Raw genomic sequence first — 18,293 nt, forward strand, 5'->3', positions numbered from 1 at the left:
GGGAATGGGAGATGCTTGAAGTGACCAAACATCCATCCGCAAGGCGCGGCCGGCGCCATGGCCGAGGGGAGGCAGGCTTCACGCTCGTCGAGATGCTGGTCGTCATCACCATCATCGGGATGATCATGGCGCTGGTCGGCCCGCGGGTGCTAAACTATCTCAGCGAGTCCAAGGCGAAGGCGGCGAAGATCCAGATCGAGAGCTTTTCCAGCGCGCTCGATCTCTATTATCTCGATCTCGGGCGTTATCCGACCTCGAACGAGGGCCTCGCCGCGCTGACCCGCAACAGCAACCAGGCCGGCTGGAACGGGCCTTATCTGCGCGGCGGCGTGGTGCCCAACGATCCCTGGGGCCACGTCTACGTCTATCGCTCGCCGGGCGCGAGCGCGCCCTATGACATCATATCGCTCGGATCGGACGGTCAGGAAGGCGGCAGTGGAACGGCAGCCGACATTGTCAGCGGCGCGCGCTGAGGACATCCGCGATGCGCGCGGCTTCGCGCTGATCGAGATCCTGTGCGTGCTCGCGATCATCGGCCTGCTCGCGTCGATCATCCTGCCGGCTGTCCCGCGCACGACGACGCGCGCCAGGCTGGAAAGTTATGCGGTCGAGACCGCGGCACTGCTGAAGGCCGACCGCAACGCGGCGTTGCGCCGACAGGTGATGGTGGCGACACAGGTGGACGCGGAAGCACGGGCGATCCGCTCCGGCGTCACCGGGCGGACCATCCGCCTGCCGGGCGACGTGGTCGTGCAGGCGACGCTGGCCTCGCGCTGTGCCGATCGCGCGACGGGGCGGTCGATCGACTTCTTTCCGTCGGGCATGTCGTGCGGGGGGACGATCGCGCTGGCGCGGCCCGGCATGGGCTATGAGGTGCGCGTCAACTGGCTGACCGGAGGCGTCGAGATTGTCCCGCAGAAGCTGCTCTGACGCCGACGGCTTCACGCTGATCGAGGCGCTGATCGCGCTCGCGATCATCGCGGTCGTGCTCGGGACGATCGGCTCGGTCATCGCCACGACGGCGAAAGGCACGCGCGCGATCGACCAGCATCTGGCCCTCGCCGGCACCGCCGAGACCTTGCTTGCGGACTTGCCGGCGCGGTCCTTGCTGAAGCCCGGCCGGCAGAGCGGCGAGCTTGCCGGCAGCCGCTGGCGCGTCGACGTCGCGCCGATGAACGTGCCGGGCGGCAACCCCGCCACCGATCGCTTCGTGCCGATGGCCGTCAATCTGCGCCTCCAGCGCGCCGACGGCAGCGCGATCCAGGTCACGACGGTGAAACTGGTGCCGAGGGCTTCGCAGTGAGGGGCTTTTCGATCAAGGGCCTGGCCATGAAGCGCCTGCGCCGCGCGCTGGCCGATGAGGCAGGCTTCACCCTGCTCGAAGTGCTGCTGGCGACGCTGCTGATGACGGTCATCCTGGCGGCGCTGGCGACGGTGACGGCGCAATGGCTGCCGAACTGGAATCGCGGCATCGCCCGGGTGCAACGGGCCGAGCGCCTGGCGACCGGGCTCGACCGCATCGTCTCCGACCTGTCGGTGGCCGAGCAGATCGCCGTCAACGGCGATGCCAGGGTGCCGCTGTTCGACGGCGCCGAATTGTCGGTAACCTTCCTGCGCACGGCGCTCGGCCCGAGCGCCCGTCCGGGCCTCGAATTCATCCGCCTGATCGAGAAGGCCGACGCGCAGGGGCTCGCGCTGGTGCGCGAGCGTGCGCCGTTCCAGCCGATGCCAACCGACGGGCAGATCCGCTTTGTCGACCAGGTCGTGCTGATCCGCGCGCCGTTCCGCGTCAGCTTCGCCTATGCCGGGCCGGACGGCCAGTGGCAGCCGACCTGGCGCGGCCAGCCGCAACTGCCGGATCGCATCCGCATCACCGTGCGTGACGGCGCCAGCGGGCAGGTGCTGGCGGTCTCGGGCGCGGTGATCCCCCACATCACGGCGCCGGCCGAATGCGCGCGGGCCAAGAATCCGACGACCTGCGTGACGGCACGCACCCGGCCGCAACAGACGGAGAAGGAGGGGCAGCAGCTGTGAGCGGCGCGAGGCACGATCATGCGAGGCTTGGTGATGGCCGCGGCTTCATTGTCGTCGTGGTGCTCTGGATGCTGGCGGCGCTGGCCGCGCTCGCGCTGATCTACCTGACCTATGTCACCAACACCGCGGTCACGGTCGCCGTCAACGCCGATCGGATGCAGGCCGATGCGCTGGTCAACGCCGGGCTTGAACTGGCGGCCTACCGGCTGACGGGGCAGGACGAGGCGGCGCGTCCGACCAGCGGCACCTTCAACGCGCGCGTCGGAGCCGGCCGGGTGAGCGTGACGTTCCGCTCGGAGGCGGCACGCATCGATCTCAACATGGCGCCGAAGCCGATCCTCGCGGGCCTGATGACGACGCTCGGCGTCTCCGCGATGGATGCGCCTGTCTATGCCGACCGGATCCTCGCCTGGCGCTCGTCGACCGAGCCCGGACAGGACAACCCGGAGGATGCCTATTACCGCACGCTCGGTGCGTCCTATCTGCCGCGGCACGCACCGTTTCCGCACAGCGACGAGCTCTGGCTCGTGCGCGGCATTCCGTCCGCCGTCGTCGAACGCGTGATGCCCTTCGTCACCGTCTTCAGCAACATGAAGACCGTGAACGTGCTGGATGCCGCGCCGCAGGTGGTGGCGGCGCTGCCCGGCATGACGCCGGAGACGCTGCAACAGGTCCTGCGCGACCGCACCGACCCCAATATCGACCCGCGATCCCTGATCGGGCTCGCCGGCAGCACCAATGCTACGACCGAGGGCTCGAAGGCGTACCGGCTGACGGTCGCCGTCGAGGCGCCGTCGCATCGCCGGAGCTCGGCCGAGATCGTCATCCTGCTTCTCGAAAGCGGCGATGAGCCCTATCGTGTATTGTCATGGCACAACGCATTCGACGGCTCGGCCGGAAAGCCTCTGTGAGATGAGCTCGCTCAATTCCCTTCGCGGCGTTCTCGACGCATGGACCGGCACCGTGGCCGGCGCAGTCGTCGCCGGGCTGGAGCGCGTGGTGGCGCCGCGCGTGGTACGGCTGGTTGAGACCGAGACCGGCGCATTCGCGCTCGAGGTGACGAAGCCGGAGGACGTGCCGAACGAGATCGCGTTCGAGGACGGCAAGTTCGTGAGCGCCAATCTCGCGCAGATCGTCCGCGGCAGCCGCGTCGAGATCGTGCTGCGGCCGGCGCGCTTCCTGTTCCGTCCGCTGGAGCTGCCGGCCCGCGCGGCCGATTTCCTCGACGGCATCGTGCGCGCGCAGATCGACCGGCTGACGCCGTGGAGCGCCAGCGAAGCCGTGTTCGGGTGCAGCCCGCCGGTGGCGCATGGCGGCGAGAGCATCACGACAGAAATCGCCGCGGCGCCGCGCAGGCTGGCGATGGGCTATGTCGAGGCGGTGTCGGGATTCCATCCGTCGGCGATCGCGATCGTGACGGAGGCGGGCGGGGGCGGGCGGATCAAGGTGTTCGAGCAGAAGTCGCGCGGCGCGATCGATCCGGTGCGGCTGAGCCGGACGCTGCAAGCGGTGCTGGCCCTCGCTGTGGTCGCAGCGGTCGTCGGATCGGTCGCAGCAGGCTATTTGGCCGACAGCCTCAGTGCGCGGGAGAGCGAGCTCGAACGGCAGATCACCCAGCGTCGCGCCGCGCTCCGCGGCAGCGACGGCGGCGAGCGCTCGCCGCTCGCCCTGCTCGAGCGCCGCAAATACGAGACGCCGGCGAGCGTGATCGTGCTGGAGTCACTGAGCCGGCTGCTGCCGGATCATACCTATGTCACCGAGATGCATCTTTCCGGCAACAAGATCCAGATCGGCGGCATCACCCGCGATGCGCCCTCGTTGATCCCGCTGATCGAGCAGTCCCAGCATTTCACCCGCGCGACCTTCTACGCCCCCACGACGCGTAGCCCCTCTGATCCCGGCGAGCGCTTCCACATCGAGGCGCAGATCGAACCGAGGAACGCGCCATGAGCAGCATCAAGCCCGCCGGCGGAAACGCCGTCGCGCGAGCGCTCACCGGCTCGCCGCTGATCGCGGTGACGCTCTATCTCGCAATCACCGGCGGGCTGTTGCTGATGGCCGGCTTGTCGATCGCCGAGATCGTCGCTCACCGCCAGGCGCTGGCGCAGACCTCCGACCTGCTCGACCAGTTGCGCGGCCGCAAGGGCGGCGCCGGCAATGCTGCGACGTCGCCGGCCGAGCATCCCGGCACGCCGTTCCTGGAAGGGCCGACCGTGACGGTCGCTGGCGCCAATTTGTTGCAGCGGGTTGCGGCCGCGGTCGGCAATGTCGGCGGCTCGGTGCAGTCCTCGCAGGTCGATGTTTCCGGCGCGCAAGTGAAGGACGGCTTCGTCGGCCTCGTCGTGAGCTGCGAGCTGGAGCAGCCGGCACTCCAGAAGCTGCTCTACGATCTCGAAGCCGGCATGCCGTTCCTGTTCGTCGAACAGCTCGACGTCCAGGTGCCGCAGGCCACGGCGCTGAACGATTCCGGCACCGGCCGCGTCAGGGTGATCCTTGGCATCTCCGGCCAGTGGCAGGCGGGGAAGTAGGGCGGCTTCGTCGGCTCACCAGGTGTACTTGAACACGCCCTTGCCGGAATAGCTGGTGACGTTGCCGGAGAATTCGCCGTCGAAGGTGCCGGCGATCGAGAAGCCGCTCAGCCACTTCATCTCGGCGCTGGCGCTGAGAAGCGCGGAGTCGGCATCGACCCTGGCGCCGTTCACGACGAAGCTGGTGCCCGGCAGGGTCTGGAACAGCGCGGTGACGGCGCGGCTCGGATTGTAGTCGTGCGCCCAGGCGGCGCGGCCGCGCAAGGTCAGCACGCCGTTCTGCATCGCGTAGGACTTGTCGGTGCGCAGGCCGAGCTCGGAGCGGGTGTCGGTGAGGGATTGCGACGCGTAGTTCAGCGCGAACAGGCCGCCGCCATTGAGGCTGACTTCGGAATAGTTCGGCAGGTTGAAGTTCGTCACCTGCGCCGCCGCATAGGGCGTGATGCCGATCCAGGGCGTTGCGAAGCGGTAGCCGCCTTCGAAGCGAGCCGAGAAGGTGTCGGCCTTGAAGCGGCTCTGGAGCTGGTCGAAGCCGCCGGGCGCCACGGTGCGGTTGGTGGTGACGTCGTGCCAGCCATAGGCGAGCGCGGCCGAGACGTAGGCCGGTCCGAAATTGTGCCGGCCGTAGACGCCGGCCTGGAACATGTCGGCGGAGCCCGAGCCCATCGCATTGGCGAGCGAGTAGTTGAGCCCGCCGCCGCCGAGCGCGAAGCCGACCAGCGTGTCCAGCGAAATCCTGTAATCGGCGCCGGCCGCGCCGCCCGCGACCCGTGCGGTCAGGTCCTGCGAGCCGACCTGCGCATTGCCGCCGACCTCGGCCGAGCCGCCATAGCCGGCCGCCCAGACGCTCCAGCGGCTGCTCGGCTGTGACGACAGCAGCGGTGCCTTGGTCGCCATCGCATAGGCCTCGCGCTCGCGTGCGTTGGCGAGACGCATCGACGCGTAGGCGGCGGCGTCATCGCTCTCGGCGAATTGCGCGACGCTGCCGGCCTTGGCGAAGCCGCCCGAGCGGCCGATGATGGTCGGGTCGAGCATCAGGCTCAGGAACTGGCCGTCGGCGTTGATCGCGGACTGCAGGATGCCGGTGCCGAGCTCGCCCGATGCGGTGGTCAGTCCCGCCGGCGCCAGCGCGGCGAAGGCCGCGGGAATGCCGCCGGTCGTGTTGAAGAAATTGGTCAGCGTGTTGGCGACGTTCTGCTGGTTGACGTTGAGGCCGCCAGCCGGAGTAAAATTGAGGCCGATGTTGAGGTACGCAGTCAGGGCGTCATAGCTCAGCGTCGCATTGACCGTCGGCATGTTGGAGACGACGGTCGGATTAAAGGTGGTGCCGACGAGACCGCCCGCCGCGTAGAAGATCGCGTACTGCTTCTTCAGCGTGCCGGTGCCGAAATTCGCGCGCACCGTCGCGCCGCCGAGGTCGCCCGTGCCGTTGGCCTGGGTCAGACTGGCATTGGCCGAGGAGACCTGGACCAGATAGGTCGATGCGGCGGTGAAGGTGACGTTTCCGCTGACGCTGAGCGTGCCGTACGGGTTTGCCGCATTGCCCGGGGCGAGCGTGCCGCCGTTCACGTCGATGCCTGCGATCGTGCCGGTGCCGGCGAGGGTGCCGCCGGCATTGACGAAAGCCGCGCTCGCGAACAGCACTCCGTCCACGACGAGCGTGCCGCCGTTGACATTGGTGTTTCCGGCATAAGTGTTCGCGCCGGTAAGCGTCTGCCTGCCGCCCGTGATCGTGAGTCCGCCGGGAAAGCCTGTGTCGTCGATCACGCCGGAAAAGGTGCCGTTGCCGGCCGTGATCGTCAGCGTGTTGTTGCCGAGATGGACGTTGCCGGAGCCCGTCAGCGATGTGATCGACGTGCCACCGCTGGTCAGGTTCGAGATGTCGAAGACGCCGTTGGCGACCACGCCGCTGGAGGCTGCTATGCTGCCGTGGTTACCGCCCGACGATGCCAGATCCAGTTCGCCGCCCGCGGCAATCGTCGTTGCGCCGGTATAGGTGTTCGTGCCGGAGAGTGACTGGGTGGCACCGTTGGCGATGACGACGCTGCCGCCACTGCCGCCGGCAATGCCTCCGTCCTGGATCACGCCGCCGAAGGTGCTGCCGGACGTGATCGTGAGCGTCCTAGATCCGAGCGCGACGATGCCGCTGCCGGCGGGCGAGCCGAGACCGCGGACAGACGTGCCAGAGGTCGTTTGCGAGATGTCGAGCGTGGCGTTCGGTGCACTGAACGAAACGAACGCCGAGTTCGCGATCGAGCCGGCTCCCTTCAGCGCCAACGTGGCGCCGGCATCGATCTGGGTGGCGTTCGAATAAGTGTTCACGCCGGAGAGCGTCTGCGTGCCGCTGAAGACCTCGATCCCGCCGGTGCCCTGGATCACGCCCGCGAATTCGGTCGAGGCGTTGGTCATCACCAGCCCGTTGCCGCCCATGTTGACGACACCGGACGAACTGCCGGCAAGCGTCGTGATGGCGTTGAACGGCACCGCCGCGCCGGAGATGTCGAACGTCGCATCGACCGTGACGACGCTGGACGACGAGATGCTGCCGAAGCCCGACAGCGCCAGCGTTCCGGCCGAGATGGTCGTCGCGCCGGTGTAGCCGTTGATGCCGGTCAGCGTCAGCGTGCCGGTGCCGACCTTGGTCAGGCCGCCGCCGGTGCTGTTGATCACGCCGTCGACCTGGGTGGAGGTGTTGAGGCTGCCGGTGGTGAGCGTGTTGGCGCCGAGCACGTAGTCGCCGGCGCCTTCGATCGAGCCGGTCGTCATCCCGCCGCTGGTGAGGCCCGATATGTCGACGATGCCGCCGAGATTGTTGATGAAGCGCGCGCTGCCGCCGGTGGCGGAGCCGTCGAAATTCACCGTTCCGTCGTTGGTGATGGTCGAGGTGGCGGCGGTGGTGCTGTTGTGGAAATTCAGCGTGGCGCTCGCCGCGTTGGTGATCGTGGCGTTGCCGGCCGAGGCGCTGGTGAAGAAGTCGATCTGGCCGCCGGCATTGTTGGTGATATGGGCGTTTTCGGCGGTGCTGGAATCCTCGAACGTGACGAAGCCGCTGTTGCCGAGAGTCGCCGTCCCCGCTCTGCTGTTCTGGATGAAGTTGACGTTGCCGCCGACATCGTTCGTGATGGTCACGGCTCCGGTGCCGCCGCTCGCGGTGCTGCCGCTCTGAAACACCAGATTGTTGCCGGAGAGGACGTGGAACGTCTGTGTATTGCCGGAATCGTTGATGATGCCCGTCCCGTTGACGATGAACGGGTTGCCGACCGTGACCGTGTAGGCCTGGGCGGTGTTCGTGAACTGGACCGTGCCGATGACCACGACGCCGTTGTTGTTGTCGACGCTTGCGCTTCCGGCGTTGGTGAAGGTCGCGGTTCCGTCCGGCACGCTCGGGTTGGATGACCAGTTGGTCGGATCGGTCCAGTCGGTGCTGCCGCCGGTCCAGGTGCCGTCGACGGCGTGCGCGGCGACGACCCCGAGCGCGGTCGTTGCGAGCAGGGTCGCCAGCGAGTGGCGTGTGACGGACCGAAACCTGGATCCAATCCAGTCTCGCGCCAATTTCGGTCCCGGCATCGGTGCTCTCAAATCAGAAAAAATCGTCGTCAGCATGCAACCTGGGCGTGGGGCGAAGCCCTGCGCCGCGGCATAATCTCATGGCGTCGCGGCGGCTCGCAATGAACGGGGGTTTAATTGCGCGGGGTTCCGGGCTGTTCCGGGTGCAATTTCGGCTATCGTGGCCGTTGGGCAACATTTTTATGCATCGCAACAGATGCCGGATCAGGTGGGGCCTCTTCGTCGGAATGGAGCGGATACGATGCGGGTTGATGGTCGGGCCCATCGGGCCTAGTTTGCTGCGGACGGCTTGCCGCGTGCTGGCGCGGCCCTCGGTGGCAAGGGAACTTGCAAGGGAATTTGATGTCGGGGTGGCTTCGAGCGGCGGGATTGGCTGCGCTGTGCGCGGTGCTGGGTAGTGCCGGGACCTCGGCTGCCACCTCCTCCCGCATCGATATCCTGCCCGACGATGCCGCGGGCGGCCCCGCCGAAAGCGTCGAGGTCGGTGCGGTGAGGCCGATTGCGCGGCCGGCGCAGGCTGCGAGCAAACCGGTCCTCCGCGGTAATCCCCTGTGGTCGGTGCCGCTCTCGGCGCTGACGGCGACCCAGGAGCGCCCGATCTTCTCGGCCTCGCGCCGGCCGCCGCCGCGCGCGGTCGCCGCGTCTCCGGCCGAAGAGATGCAAGCACCGCCGCCGCCCAAGCCGGTCGAAGCGCCGCCACCGCTGCTGCTGGTGGGGGCCGTGGTGGGGGAGGGCGACGCCATCGCCATTCTCGTCAACCGCATAGACCAGAAGGTCGTGCGCCTGCGGCAGGGCGAATCGCTTGGCGGCTGGTCGCTGACGGAGGTTCAGCCGCGCGAGGTGACACTCAAGCAGGGCGACCGCAGCGAGGTCCTGGCGCTCCAGCGGCCGTCGGATCCGGCGACGGCCCCTGCCGGACCCCCTGCGGATGCCGGCGGCAAGCTGGCGATGCCGGGCGCGACCGATACGCCGTTTTCCCCCTTTGGGCCGCGTTCGACGCCGAAGAACGGCGAGTCGGATGGGCTCTGAGCGCCCATTCCCGAGATCGAGCCGCGCACGTCCATGATCCGTCCCGGCAAGTTGTGTATCGGGCATCGGCAACCGGGCGAATGCCGCCCCTGTCGGCTATCGACATTCCGTGTACCGACTGCTAGCCCGAATTCGCGATGCTTGGGGGAACCCTGATCGGCGAGGTGGCGAAGGCTTGGTGAGGTGATGGCCGGGTGGCTGGCATGACGTTGGGAAAAAAACCGCCCGATCTGCTGGGGAACTCCGCGTGGAATGCGATCGCCTTCCTGGTGGCCGTCGCGCTGAACCTGGCTATCCTGCCTTTCGTGGTCGTCCATCTCGGCCTCGCTGCATTCGGCGTCGCGGGTCTCGTCACCGCATGCATTGCGCCGGCGCTGGTGTTCAGCAACGCGCTCGGACTGTCGACGGCGCGCGAACTTGCGCAGCGACTGGAGCCGTCCGATCGGGAAGATGCGCGACGCCTGTTCGCGACGGCGGTCACGCTTGCGGTCGGCGCTGGCGCCCCAATCACCATTTTCTTCCTGTTTGCCGGAGCTCCGCTGGCGCGTCTCGGATTTCATCTGGCCGGTCCGGCCGCCGACGATCTTGGACGGGCGTTCGCGCTGGCCGGTACCGGTTGGTTGTGCCAGTGCCTGTCGGCGGTCTTCGTGTCGTTGTTCACCGCGCGTCAGGACTATCGCCGGATCGCCTCGATCGGCATGGCCAGCACGGTGGTCACGACCCTTTCGATGCTGCTGCTGATCCCCGCCTCGCCCTACGCGTCGACGTTTCTGGGCTGCCAGGCGCTGGGGTTCGCGACCAGCCTGCTGATGGCCCTGGTTTGGTCCCGCGGCGCAATGGGGCAATGGCTGGCACCGCCAGGGTTGCATCGCGATGCGCTCGGCAGGCTGGTTCGATTCGGCAGCTGGCAGGTTGCCGCGCAGGGTGGCGCGCTGCTTGCCGGGCAGGCCGATCGATATCTGCTCGGCGCGCTCCTGCAGCCGCAGTTCGTCGGTTTCTACGGCGTTGCGCAACGCCTCCAGGAAGCGACCTATATCGGTATCTTGAAGGTCGGTGAGATCCTGTTTCCGTACTTCAGCACGCTCCAGAAGGAGAGCGAGGATCGCAGGGGCGATCTGCTGTTCCGGTCGTCGTGGATCCTCAATGTCCTCGCCGCAAGCGCCCTGGGCGGATTGATCCCCGTGGCCGGTCCATTGCTGCATGTCTGGACCGGCGCCGAGGTCGCAGCCGAAGCGGCGCGGGTGCTCGTCATGCTGTCGATTGCGGGGATCATCGGATCGAGCGCCAATGTCTTCGGCTTTTACCTGCTGGCGCAGGGGCGGTCGCGCTCCAACGCGCTGATCGCGTTGGTCACGGGCGTCGTCACGCTCGTCACCAGCGCGATCGCATTGCCGCGCTTCGGATGGCAGGCCGCAGGCTGGAGCGCGTGTGCCGGCATGATCGCGCAGATGGTGACCATCGTCTTGCTGTTGCGCCGCAGTTTTGACCTCGCCGACATGTGGCCGCGCGTCGTCCATTGCGTGCTGATGCCGCTTGGCATCGGGATCGCGACGGCGCTGGCGCTGCGATACGGTCTTCACCGCGCGCCATTCCAGCTCGCGCCGTCCTGGTGGTCCGTGGGAGCCATCTCGTCGCTGTCGGTCGCGACCATCTTCGTCGTCGCAGTTGCTGCATCGCAGCTGGGTCCTTATCGAAGCGCGTGCTGGCGGGATATGCGTGCCATCGTCGGTCGCTTCGTGCCGCTCAAGGCGATCTAGGACATGTGTGGAATCGCAGGAATCGTCAATTTGCGCGGCAGCGCGGTCGAGCCGGACGATATCTCGCGGCTGACCGGCCTGATCGCGCATCGTGGTCCGTTCGGCCAGGGGACCTGGTTCAGCGCGGACCGAAGCCTAGCATTCGGCCACCGCCGCCTCGCCATCATTGATCCCGGCGAGGGCGGCTACCAGCCGATGCGGTCTGCGGACGGCCGTCACGTCATCGTCTTCAACGGCGAGATCTACAATTTTCTCGAGTTGCGCCGCGAGCTCGAGGCGCAGGGCGTGGTGTTCCGCAGCCAATCGGATACCGAAGTGATCCTGGCCGCCTGGCAAGCGTGGCGGGAAGACATGCTGCCGCGCTTCAACGGCATGTGGGCCTTGGCGATCTTCGACACGGCCACTGGCGAACTGTTTCTCGCGCGCGATCGGTTCGGCATCAAGCCGCTGCTCTATGCCGTGTCGCCGGAGCGGTTCATCTTCGCGTCCGAGCAGCGCGCGCTGGTGCGGAGCGGGCTGATCGATGCTTCCGTCGATGTGGAGGTCGCGCGCCGGCTGCTCCTCGATGCCTTCGGGATCGAAGGAAGCGAGCGGACCCTGTTTCGGCAGGTTCGCCGCCTGCAAGGCGGCCACTGCATGTGGCTGCGCCAGGGCAAGGTCAGTGTCCGACGTTGGTGGCGGACCGTGGATCACCTGCCGCCCGTGCCCGGCACCGAAGCCGAGCGTATCGCGCGCTTTCGCGAGCTGTTCCAGGATGCCGTGGCCCTGCGCATGCGCAGCGACGTGCCGATCGGAACGTGCCTGTCCGGAGGCTTCGATTCATCGGCGGTGATCTGCACCATGGCGGCGCACGAGAAGGCGGGCATGGGGCCGCGCGACAGCACCGCATGGCGCCACGCCTTTGTCGCAACGTTTCCCGGCGCCTTGAACGACGAGCGACCGATGGCCGAGGAAGCCGCCGCCTGGGCCGAGGTTGCGCCGACCTTCCTCGAGATCGGGCAGGCCGATGCGCTCATGGATCTTGACCAGATTCTCGACGATCTCGATGACGTCTATATCGCGCTTCCCAGCGCAATATGGTTGATCTATCGGCAGTTGCGGCGGCAAGACGTGACCGTGTCGCTGGACGGCCACGGCGCGGACGAGCTGATGGGCGGCTATTTGCAGCAGGGACAGGCGCTCGCATTTCGAATTCGAAACGCCGCCGAAGACTTCGCCTCGCGTTCGGCGCTGGCCCGGCGCAGCGTGGATGTCCTGCGCATGTTGGCCCTGAAGCGCAGGGGCGTCTATTTTCTGCGTGGCGGCCTGCGCGATCTTCCGGCCTCGCTTCCGCTGGTGGCGGAGGACGATGTGCTGCCGCGTGAATGGGGGGGCTTGAACCGGCGGCTATACCGAATGTTTCACAGTACGGTGCTGCCTACGATCCTGCGTAACTTCGATCGTCTTTCGATGGCCCACGGCGTCGAAGTCCGTATGCCCTTCATGGACTGGCGCCTGGTGACCTACACGATGGCGCTTCCCGAAAGCAGCAAGTCGTCGGAGGGCTATACCAAGGCCGTCGCCCGGCGGGCGATGGCCAACCTGATGCCGGAATCGATCCGCACCGCGCGTCGCAAGGTCGGCTTCAATTCGCCGATGCCGGAATGGTTGAATGGGCCGCTGGCCGGCTGGACGGCCGACCTGCTCGACCGCAAGGTGCCGGCGTTTGCCGAACTGGTGGATGAAGCGGCCCTGCGCACGACGGTGAGCCGCTTGACGGCGTCGAAGTCCTGGGACTGGGAGGCGGTCGGGCGGATCTGGCCGTATCTGAACATGAAATGGATGTTGGCGAGGTACGCGTAAACCATGCGTCTGTTCCAAAATAGCTGTTTCTATCCATCCTACCTGCCGCGGTTGAACCAGCTCGCGGCAAAGGCCGTTAGCTTCGAAGAGCGACGCCAGGTGTTTCTGAACGATCGCTTCGGTGCATCGCATTTCCTTCAACCGGTACTTGATGGATCACCGGAGGCCTTCTTCACCAATGGAGACGACGAGATCCTGCAGCGCCGCTGGGCGCGCGAGCAGGGCATGGGCGGGGAGCCGACGCTCGAGGCCATCCTGCTCGCGCAGATCGAGCACCACGCCACCGAGGTGTTCTACAATCTCGATCCCGTGCGCTATCCGAGCGCATTCGTTGCCAAGCTGCCGGGCTGCGTAAAGAAGGCGCTGTGCTGGCGTGGCGCGCCGTCCGGCAATGCCGATTTCACGGCCTATGGCGCCGTGCTTGCAAACTTTCCTACGATGCTCGATATGTGGCGCCGCAAGGGATGCCGGGCCGAGCTGTTCTACCCTGCGCATGATCCGGTTATGGACGAATATGGACACGGAGAACGTCCCATCGACGTCGTCTTCGTCGGCGGCTATTCACGACATCATCGTGAGCGTGCAAAGACGCTAGAGCGAGTCGCGCGCTTGGCCGACAGTCATGAAGTCGTGTTTTGTCTTGACGCATCGCGCCTGACCAAGCTCGCCGAGAGCGCAATCGGACGATTGCTGCCGTTGCGACAGCACCGGCGCCCCGATGCGATCGCAGCTATTGCCCGGCCGCCGGTATTCGGGAGAGATCTCTACGAACTGATTGGCTCGGCTAAGATCGCCCTTAATGGCTCGATCGACATGGCGGGCGAAGACCGCGGCAATATGCGTTGCTTCGAGTCGATGGGATGCGGTGCATTGCTCGTATCCGACGCCGGAAGATATATTGACGGCATGGAGAGTGGGATCACGATCGAAACTTACGATACCCCAGAGCATGCTGCTGAAGTGATCGCACGGAGTCTGCAGGACTGGCCCAGATCGGCCGAGATCGCAGCGCTAGGCCGGGCCCGCATCCGTGACATTTACCACAAAGACATGCAGTGGAAACTTTTCGTCGAGGTTGTAGGGCGCCTTTGACCGCGCAGTTGCTCCGTTGGAGGGTTTCAATTGAGAATCCGAACACGCTGGATTTTGCTACGTGAGAGGATGCGCTGATGTCCAGCCTCTCCACGCTCGTGCGCTGGTGCGTACATGCCATCGATGGCTTCAATTTACACTATATTGTGCAGCGCCTGATCGGGCGGGCAACCTGCCGCTTGGACCGAGGCGCATTCTTGGCCCATAGCGCGCGGATCAGGAACGCGCTCGGCGATAGTGAGAAGATTGTCATTGGCAGCCATTCTCATGTCAGGGGTGAACTGATGATCCTCGGTCACGGCGGTCAAATTAATATCGGAGAGTGGTGCTATGTCGGGGTTGGCACGCGGATTTGGTCCGGCGCGTCGATCGATATCGGGAATCGTGTCTTGATTTCGCATTCCGTCAACATATTCGACAATCTCTCGCATCCTATCCGTGCTTCCGAGCGACACGAACAGGCGAAGGAGATTTTCTCTACCGGTCACCCAAGGCAGCTTTCTCTCGACGACCGTCCGATCAAGATTTGCGATGATGCGTGGATCGGTGCTTGCGCCATGGTTATGCGTGGCGTGACCATTGGTGAGGGTGGGATTGTCGCCGCGGGTGCTGTGGTCACCAAGGATGTTCCGGCATATTCCATCGTCGCGGGCAACCCTGCGACCATCGTCAGGGAATTGTCGCCGGACGAGCGATGAGGGGACAGGTATGGCAACAACAATAGAAATGTGCTTGCGAGCCAAGCGAATGTCTCGTCGGCAGGACTCAAGGTAGCATCATGTCCGCGTGGGTCACCGGCGCGAACGGGTTCATCGGCCGCCATCTCGTTCGAGAGCTGGCAGGCGTCGGGCGCACAGTTCATGGCGTCGGTCACGGTGCGCTCGATCCGGCCGAAGCGCGCGCCCTCGGCTTGCAGACATGGATCAATGGCGAGGTCGATGCGGCCAACCTGAGCGCACTCGCCGCCACGCACGGACTGCCGTCGCAGATCTTCCATCTGGCCGGCGGATCGTCGGTCGGGCTGTCGATCGCGCGTCCGTTCGAGGACTTCTCGCGAACCGTGACCAGCACGGCGCGCCTGCTCGAATGGCTTCGAAGCTTTGCGCCCGAGAGCCGGCTGATCGTAGCGTCGAGCGCGGCGGTCTACGGCGCGGACCATGCCGGTCCGATCGCGGAAAGCGCGGCGCTGGCGCCAATGTCGCCCTATGGCCATCACAAGCTGATGATGGAGCAGCTGTGCCGGAGCTACGCCCAGAGCTTCGGCCTCCACTGCACTGTGGTGCGATTGTTCTCGGTCTATGGTCCGAACCTTCGCAAGCAGCTTCTCTGGGACATCTGCTCGCGGCTGAGCAGCGAGGAGCGAACTCTCAATCTGGGAGGGACGGGGGCCGAGATACGGGACTGGACCGACGTTCGCGACGTCGTGCGCTTGCTGGTGTGCGCTGCGGAGGAAGTGCATCAGGAGGATTTTCGGCTGATCAATGGCGGCTCGGGGCGCGGCACGAGCGTGGCCGAGATTGCCGGCGGTCTGATCCGGAATTGGGGAAGCAGCACCGTCGTACGTTATTCCGGCGTGGCGCGGCCGGGCGACCCGGCGAGCCTGCTGGCGGATGACGGGCGCCTGCGCGACATGAATTTCGATTGGCGCCTTCCGCTGGAGCGCGGTCTCGCCGACTACGTCGAATGGTTCAGGAGCCAGGCTCGTGCCTGAGCGGGCGCCGCTGCGGATCGCGTTCACCAACATTCCGCGCCGCCTCTGGGCGGGCGGTTACAACTATCAGCGCAATCTCTTTGCGGCCCTGCACCGGTACAGTCCGGGAACTGTTGCGCCGGTGCTGTTCGCCGGAACCAGGGACGATCCCGAGGAGCTCGCGGCGCTCGCAAGCATTCCGGCCGTGGCTCTCATTCGATCGCCTGCGTTCGATCGCAGTGCGACCGGACTCCTCGGTGCGCTCGCGCTCGGACGCGACGGACCGGCGCTGGCCGAATTCCGGGCGCAGGGGGTCGACATCGTATTCGAGTCCGCCCGTTTCTTTGGCTGGCGTCTGCCGTGTCCTGCGATCGCCTGGTTTCCGGATTTTCAGCATCGTCTGCTGCCGCATCTCTTCTCCAGGATCGCGTATTGGCGGCGTGATCTCGGCTTTCGGGCCCAGATCGCGTCCGGCCGGCACATCATGTTGAGCAGCGCCAGCGCGCTCGGCGATCTCAAGAGGTTCTATCCGGGCATTTCGAACGGCGTTTCAGTCGTTCGGTTTGCGACCGAGCCGCCGGTCAGCCTGCTCGCCACGAAGCCGTTCGACGTGATCGCGCAATATGACCTTCCGTCCCGGTACTTCTACCTGCCAAACCAGTTCTGGCGGCACAAGAATCACCAGATCGTGGTTGATGCGCTCGGTCTGCTGAAGGGCCGGGGGATCGACGTCGTCGTCGCGGCATCTGGAAGTACGCGGGACTTCCGCGAGCCCGATCTTTTCGAGAGGACCATGAGCGAGGTCAGGTCGCGTGGTCTCGAGACGAATTTCAGGCATCTCGGAATGATTCCGCTGGATCACGTCTACGCCCTGCTGCGCGCGTCGATGGCTCTCATCAATCCTTCGGAATGCGAGGGATGGAGCACGACCGTCGAAGAAGCAAAGTCGTTCGGTGTCCCGATGATCCTGTCCGACATCGACGTCCATCGCGAGCAGACCGAGGGCAGCGCACGATATTTCGGCATTCGCGCTCCCGAGGTACTTGCCGATCAGATGTCGCAGGTCGTGCAAACGTCGGGGCCGACGACCGTCCGCAGCTTGTTGCCGAACCTCGATCAGCGCGTAGAGGCGTTCGTCGCGGATTTCGTCCGACTGACCCGCGATGTGATGGCGTCGCGGGGCAGCTAGTTCTGCCGTGCCTGATTGAGTGGGGGATACGTGCGACCCAGAGCATGACCGGAACAATGCCGAGTTGTTTTCCGAAAAAGATCACGCTCAAACAGCAACCAAGGCGCAATCACGCTTTATCACAATCTGATCGCGCTTTGCCGGTTGATCGAAGGACTAAACCCCTCGAAGCTCGATGAGCCTTCGCCGATCCAGGTCCATTCAATTGAGCCTGGGCAACGATATTTACAAGTTGATAGTGCAATGATAGCAGGTACTTGCAGTAAAATGTCACCGATCGCTCGGTTGTAGCCATGATTTCCACCAATGCCATCGGGCTCCTTGCACCTGCCACAGGCGCAGCGGTGTTGTTCGTCTCTGCCGTCGGGCGTCAGCGATCAAGCCGATGACGATGACTTGGTTGACGAACGCGGCAATAGCGGTTTGGATCTCAACTAGCTCGGTTCTTATCCTCTTGTATGGCTTGGCTGGCATAAAGAGTCATCCAGCCGTGACGGCGGCTGTGATGGTCGGGCCGCTCGTCGTCATAGCGAGAAAGTTTCAGCCCCGAAGAGCCGACTATCTATTCGCTGCATTGGCAGCGCTCATGGTCGCTTCGGTTGTAGTAAACGGCAGAACGGCGACTGATCGCGACTATGTGCTGCTTGCCATTTCCCTGGCCGCCTATCCAGCGCTTCGGGCCGTGGGGAGTCGTTTCGATCTCTCGCGCTTCTCCTACATCACGGCAGTGATCGTTTTGGTTGGGACCCTGCTGACGGCCTGGGCAGTCGTTTACGATCGCAGCGGCGAGTTCAAGCCGCTGGTTCTAGGCTTCCACGAAGGTCCGACCGTGTTTTGCCTGACGTGGTGCTTCCTGGTCTTTGCGCTTCTTTCGATGAACTTGCCGCCCCTCCAATGGCGTATCAGCGGCGCACTGATCGCCTTGCCTTCGTTCGTATTTGCCGCAGCGATGGTGCGACACCCTTTCATCGCCCTGGCTCTCACGCTCGTAGCAACGGCGAGGAGGGGGAGTCGGCGCCAGATCGCGGTCGTCGGCGTGCTGTGTCTGACCATTCTCGTTGGCCTGGCTGCCCGTCCCTCAATGTCCGGCAAGATCATCGGACTTGTGGTGGAGAATGTGCAGAAGCCGGTCGTGAGTTGCGATACCGAGGATACCTTCGCGATACGAATAATCCTCACAAAGGAAGCCTTGAACCTGCTGCCGAGCGTTGGCCTTCTCGGCCAGGGCATAGGAACTTTCGGCCGACAATCTTGCTACAAGACAGATCCGCACAATGTCGTGCTGCAAGTCGCAGTAGAGGTTGGTGTTGCCGCAGCGGTGCTTTTGGTCGCTTTGTACATTTCGGCCATGATATCGGCGGCGAAGCGTGCGCGCTTCGATGCCGCCGCCTCGTTTGTGTTTGCCGGCCTGATATTCGTCGGGATTGAGTTCTTGATCAGTGGTTCTCTGACGAACTCGGCGCTGTTCTTTGGATTTATGGGATGGGCTGTCGGGCTGCCGCAGAAAGACGGACGCGAGATAGGCGCTGAACCGCATCCGCTCGCCAGCGGATAGCCGACTGCCT

Annotated in this window: 16 protein-coding genes; 15 read left to right on the forward strand and 1 reads right to left on the reverse strand. The window is 65.2% G+C overall.

From position 1 onward, the window contains the following. Nucleotides 1-11: 11 nt before the first annotated feature. From gspG to gspM, 7 genes are read left to right on the forward strand one after another with little or no spacing between them, the layout of a single operon-like run. On the forward strand, nt 12-473 hold the full coding sequence (gene gspG / locus EI171_RS17260) for a type II secretion system major pseudopilin GspG (RefSeq protein ID WP_371740516.1): 462 nt from the start codon (nt 12-14) through the stop codon (nt 471-473). Then, nucleotides 436-930 (forward strand): prepilin-type N-terminal cleavage/methylation domain-containing protein, encoded by a 495-nt coding sequence (locus tag EI171_RS17265; RefSeq protein ID WP_161534187.1) that lies wholly within the window; start codon nt 436-438, stop codon nt 928-930. Before gspG ends, EI171_RS17265 begins: the two co-directional genes overlap by 38 nt. After that, nucleotides 908-1,303 (forward strand): prepilin-type N-terminal cleavage/methylation domain-containing protein, encoded by a 396-nt coding sequence (locus EI171_RS17270; RefSeq protein ID WP_161534189.1) that lies wholly within the window; start codon nt 908-910, stop codon nt 1,301-1,303. The genes EI171_RS17265 and EI171_RS17270 overlap by 23 nt, the downstream gene beginning before the upstream one ends. After that, on the forward strand, nt 1,300-2,034 hold the full coding sequence (locus EI171_RS17275; RefSeq protein WP_161534191.1) for a general secretion pathway protein GspJ: 735 nt from the start codon (nt 1,300-1,302) through the stop codon (nt 2,032-2,034). Before EI171_RS17270 ends, EI171_RS17275 begins: the two co-directional genes overlap by 4 nt. Then, a complete protein-coding gene (locus tag EI171_RS17280; protein WP_161534193.1) occupies nt 2,031-2,945 on the forward strand; it encodes a general secretion pathway protein GspK in 915 nt (304 codons plus the stop codon). The genes EI171_RS17275 and EI171_RS17280 overlap by 4 nt, the downstream gene beginning before the upstream one ends. A 1-nt stretch (nt 2,946) precedes the next feature. Beyond that, a complete protein-coding gene (locus EI171_RS17285; protein WP_161534195.1) occupies nt 2,947-3,984 on the forward strand; it encodes a PilN domain-containing protein in 1,038 nt (345 codons plus the stop codon). Beyond that, nucleotides 3,981-4,562, forward strand: coding sequence for a type II secretion system protein GspM (gene gspM, locus EI171_RS17290; RefSeq protein WP_161534197.1), 582 nt, complete (start codon nt 3,981-3,983; stop codon nt 4,560-4,562). The genes EI171_RS17285 and gspM overlap by 4 nt, the downstream gene beginning before the upstream one ends. Nucleotides 4,563-4,577: 15 nt before the next feature. On the opposite strand, the gene EI171_RS17295 is transcribed toward gspM, so the two are convergent. Continuing rightward, nucleotides 4,578-8,165 (reverse strand): autotransporter domain-containing protein, encoded by a 3,588-nt coding sequence (locus EI171_RS17295; protein WP_161534199.1) that lies wholly within the window; start codon nt 8,163-8,165, stop codon nt 4,578-4,580. A gap of 306 nt (nt 8,166-8,471) precedes the next feature. On the opposite strand from EI171_RS17295, the gene EI171_RS17300 reads away from it, so the two are divergent. The 8 genes from EI171_RS17300 to EI171_RS17335 all read left to right on the forward strand — a co-directional run bounded on the left by EI171_RS17300 (nt 8,472) and on the right by EI171_RS17335 (nt 18,283). Further along, nucleotides 8,472-9,158, forward strand: coding sequence for a hypothetical protein (locus EI171_RS17300; RefSeq protein WP_161534201.1), 687 nt, complete (start codon nt 8,472-8,474; stop codon nt 9,156-9,158). A gap of 203 nt (nt 9,159-9,361) precedes the next feature. Then, nucleotides 9,362-10,915, forward strand: coding sequence for a lipopolysaccharide biosynthesis protein (locus tag EI171_RS17305; protein WP_246740569.1), 1,554 nt, complete (start codon nt 9,362-9,364; stop codon nt 10,913-10,915). Nucleotides 10,916-10,918: 3 nt separating this feature from the next. Further along, a complete protein-coding gene (gene asnB / locus EI171_RS17310; RefSeq protein ID WP_161534205.1) occupies nt 10,919-12,757 on the forward strand; it encodes an asparagine synthase (glutamine-hydrolyzing) in 1,839 nt (612 codons plus the stop codon). Nucleotides 12,758-12,760: 3 nt separating this feature from the next. Further along, nucleotides 12,761-13,849: a glycosyltransferase gene (locus tag EI171_RS17315; protein ID WP_161534207.1), complete on the forward strand. Its 1,089-nt coding sequence runs from the start codon at nt 12,761-12,763 to the stop codon at nt 13,847-13,849. A gap of 77 nt (nt 13,850-13,926) precedes the next feature. Continuing rightward, nucleotides 13,927-14,547 carry a DapH/DapD/GlmU-related protein gene (locus tag EI171_RS17320; protein ID WP_011088749.1) on the forward strand — a complete coding sequence of 207 codons (621 nt, stop codon included), beginning with the start codon at nt 13,927-13,929 and terminating at the stop codon, nt 14,545-14,547. An 80-nt stretch (nt 14,548-14,627) separates the two neighbouring features. Then, the gene (locus EI171_RS17325) at nt 14,628-15,560 is read left to right on the forward strand and encodes an NAD(P)-dependent oxidoreductase (protein WP_161534209.1); all 933 of its coding nucleotides are present in this window, start codon (nt 14,628-14,630) and stop codon (nt 15,558-15,560) included. Next, entirely contained in the window at nt 15,553-16,728 is a 1,176-nt protein-coding gene (locus EI171_RS17330; protein ID WP_161534211.1) for a glycosyltransferase family 1 protein, read from the forward strand. Before EI171_RS17325 ends, EI171_RS17330 begins: the two co-directional genes overlap by 8 nt. 385 nt (nt 16,729-17,113) lie before the next feature. Next, on the forward strand, nt 17,114-18,283 hold the full coding sequence (locus EI171_RS17335) for a hypothetical protein (protein WP_161534213.1): 1,170 nt from the start codon (nt 17,114-17,116) through the stop codon (nt 18,281-18,283). Nucleotides 18,284-18,293: the final 10 nt, after the last annotated feature.

It is taken from the genome of Bradyrhizobium sp. LCT2 (assembly GCF_009931255.1).
GTDB classification, from domain to species: domain Bacteria; phylum Pseudomonadota; class Alphaproteobacteria; order Rhizobiales; family Xanthobacteraceae; genus Bradyrhizobium; species Bradyrhizobium diazoefficiens.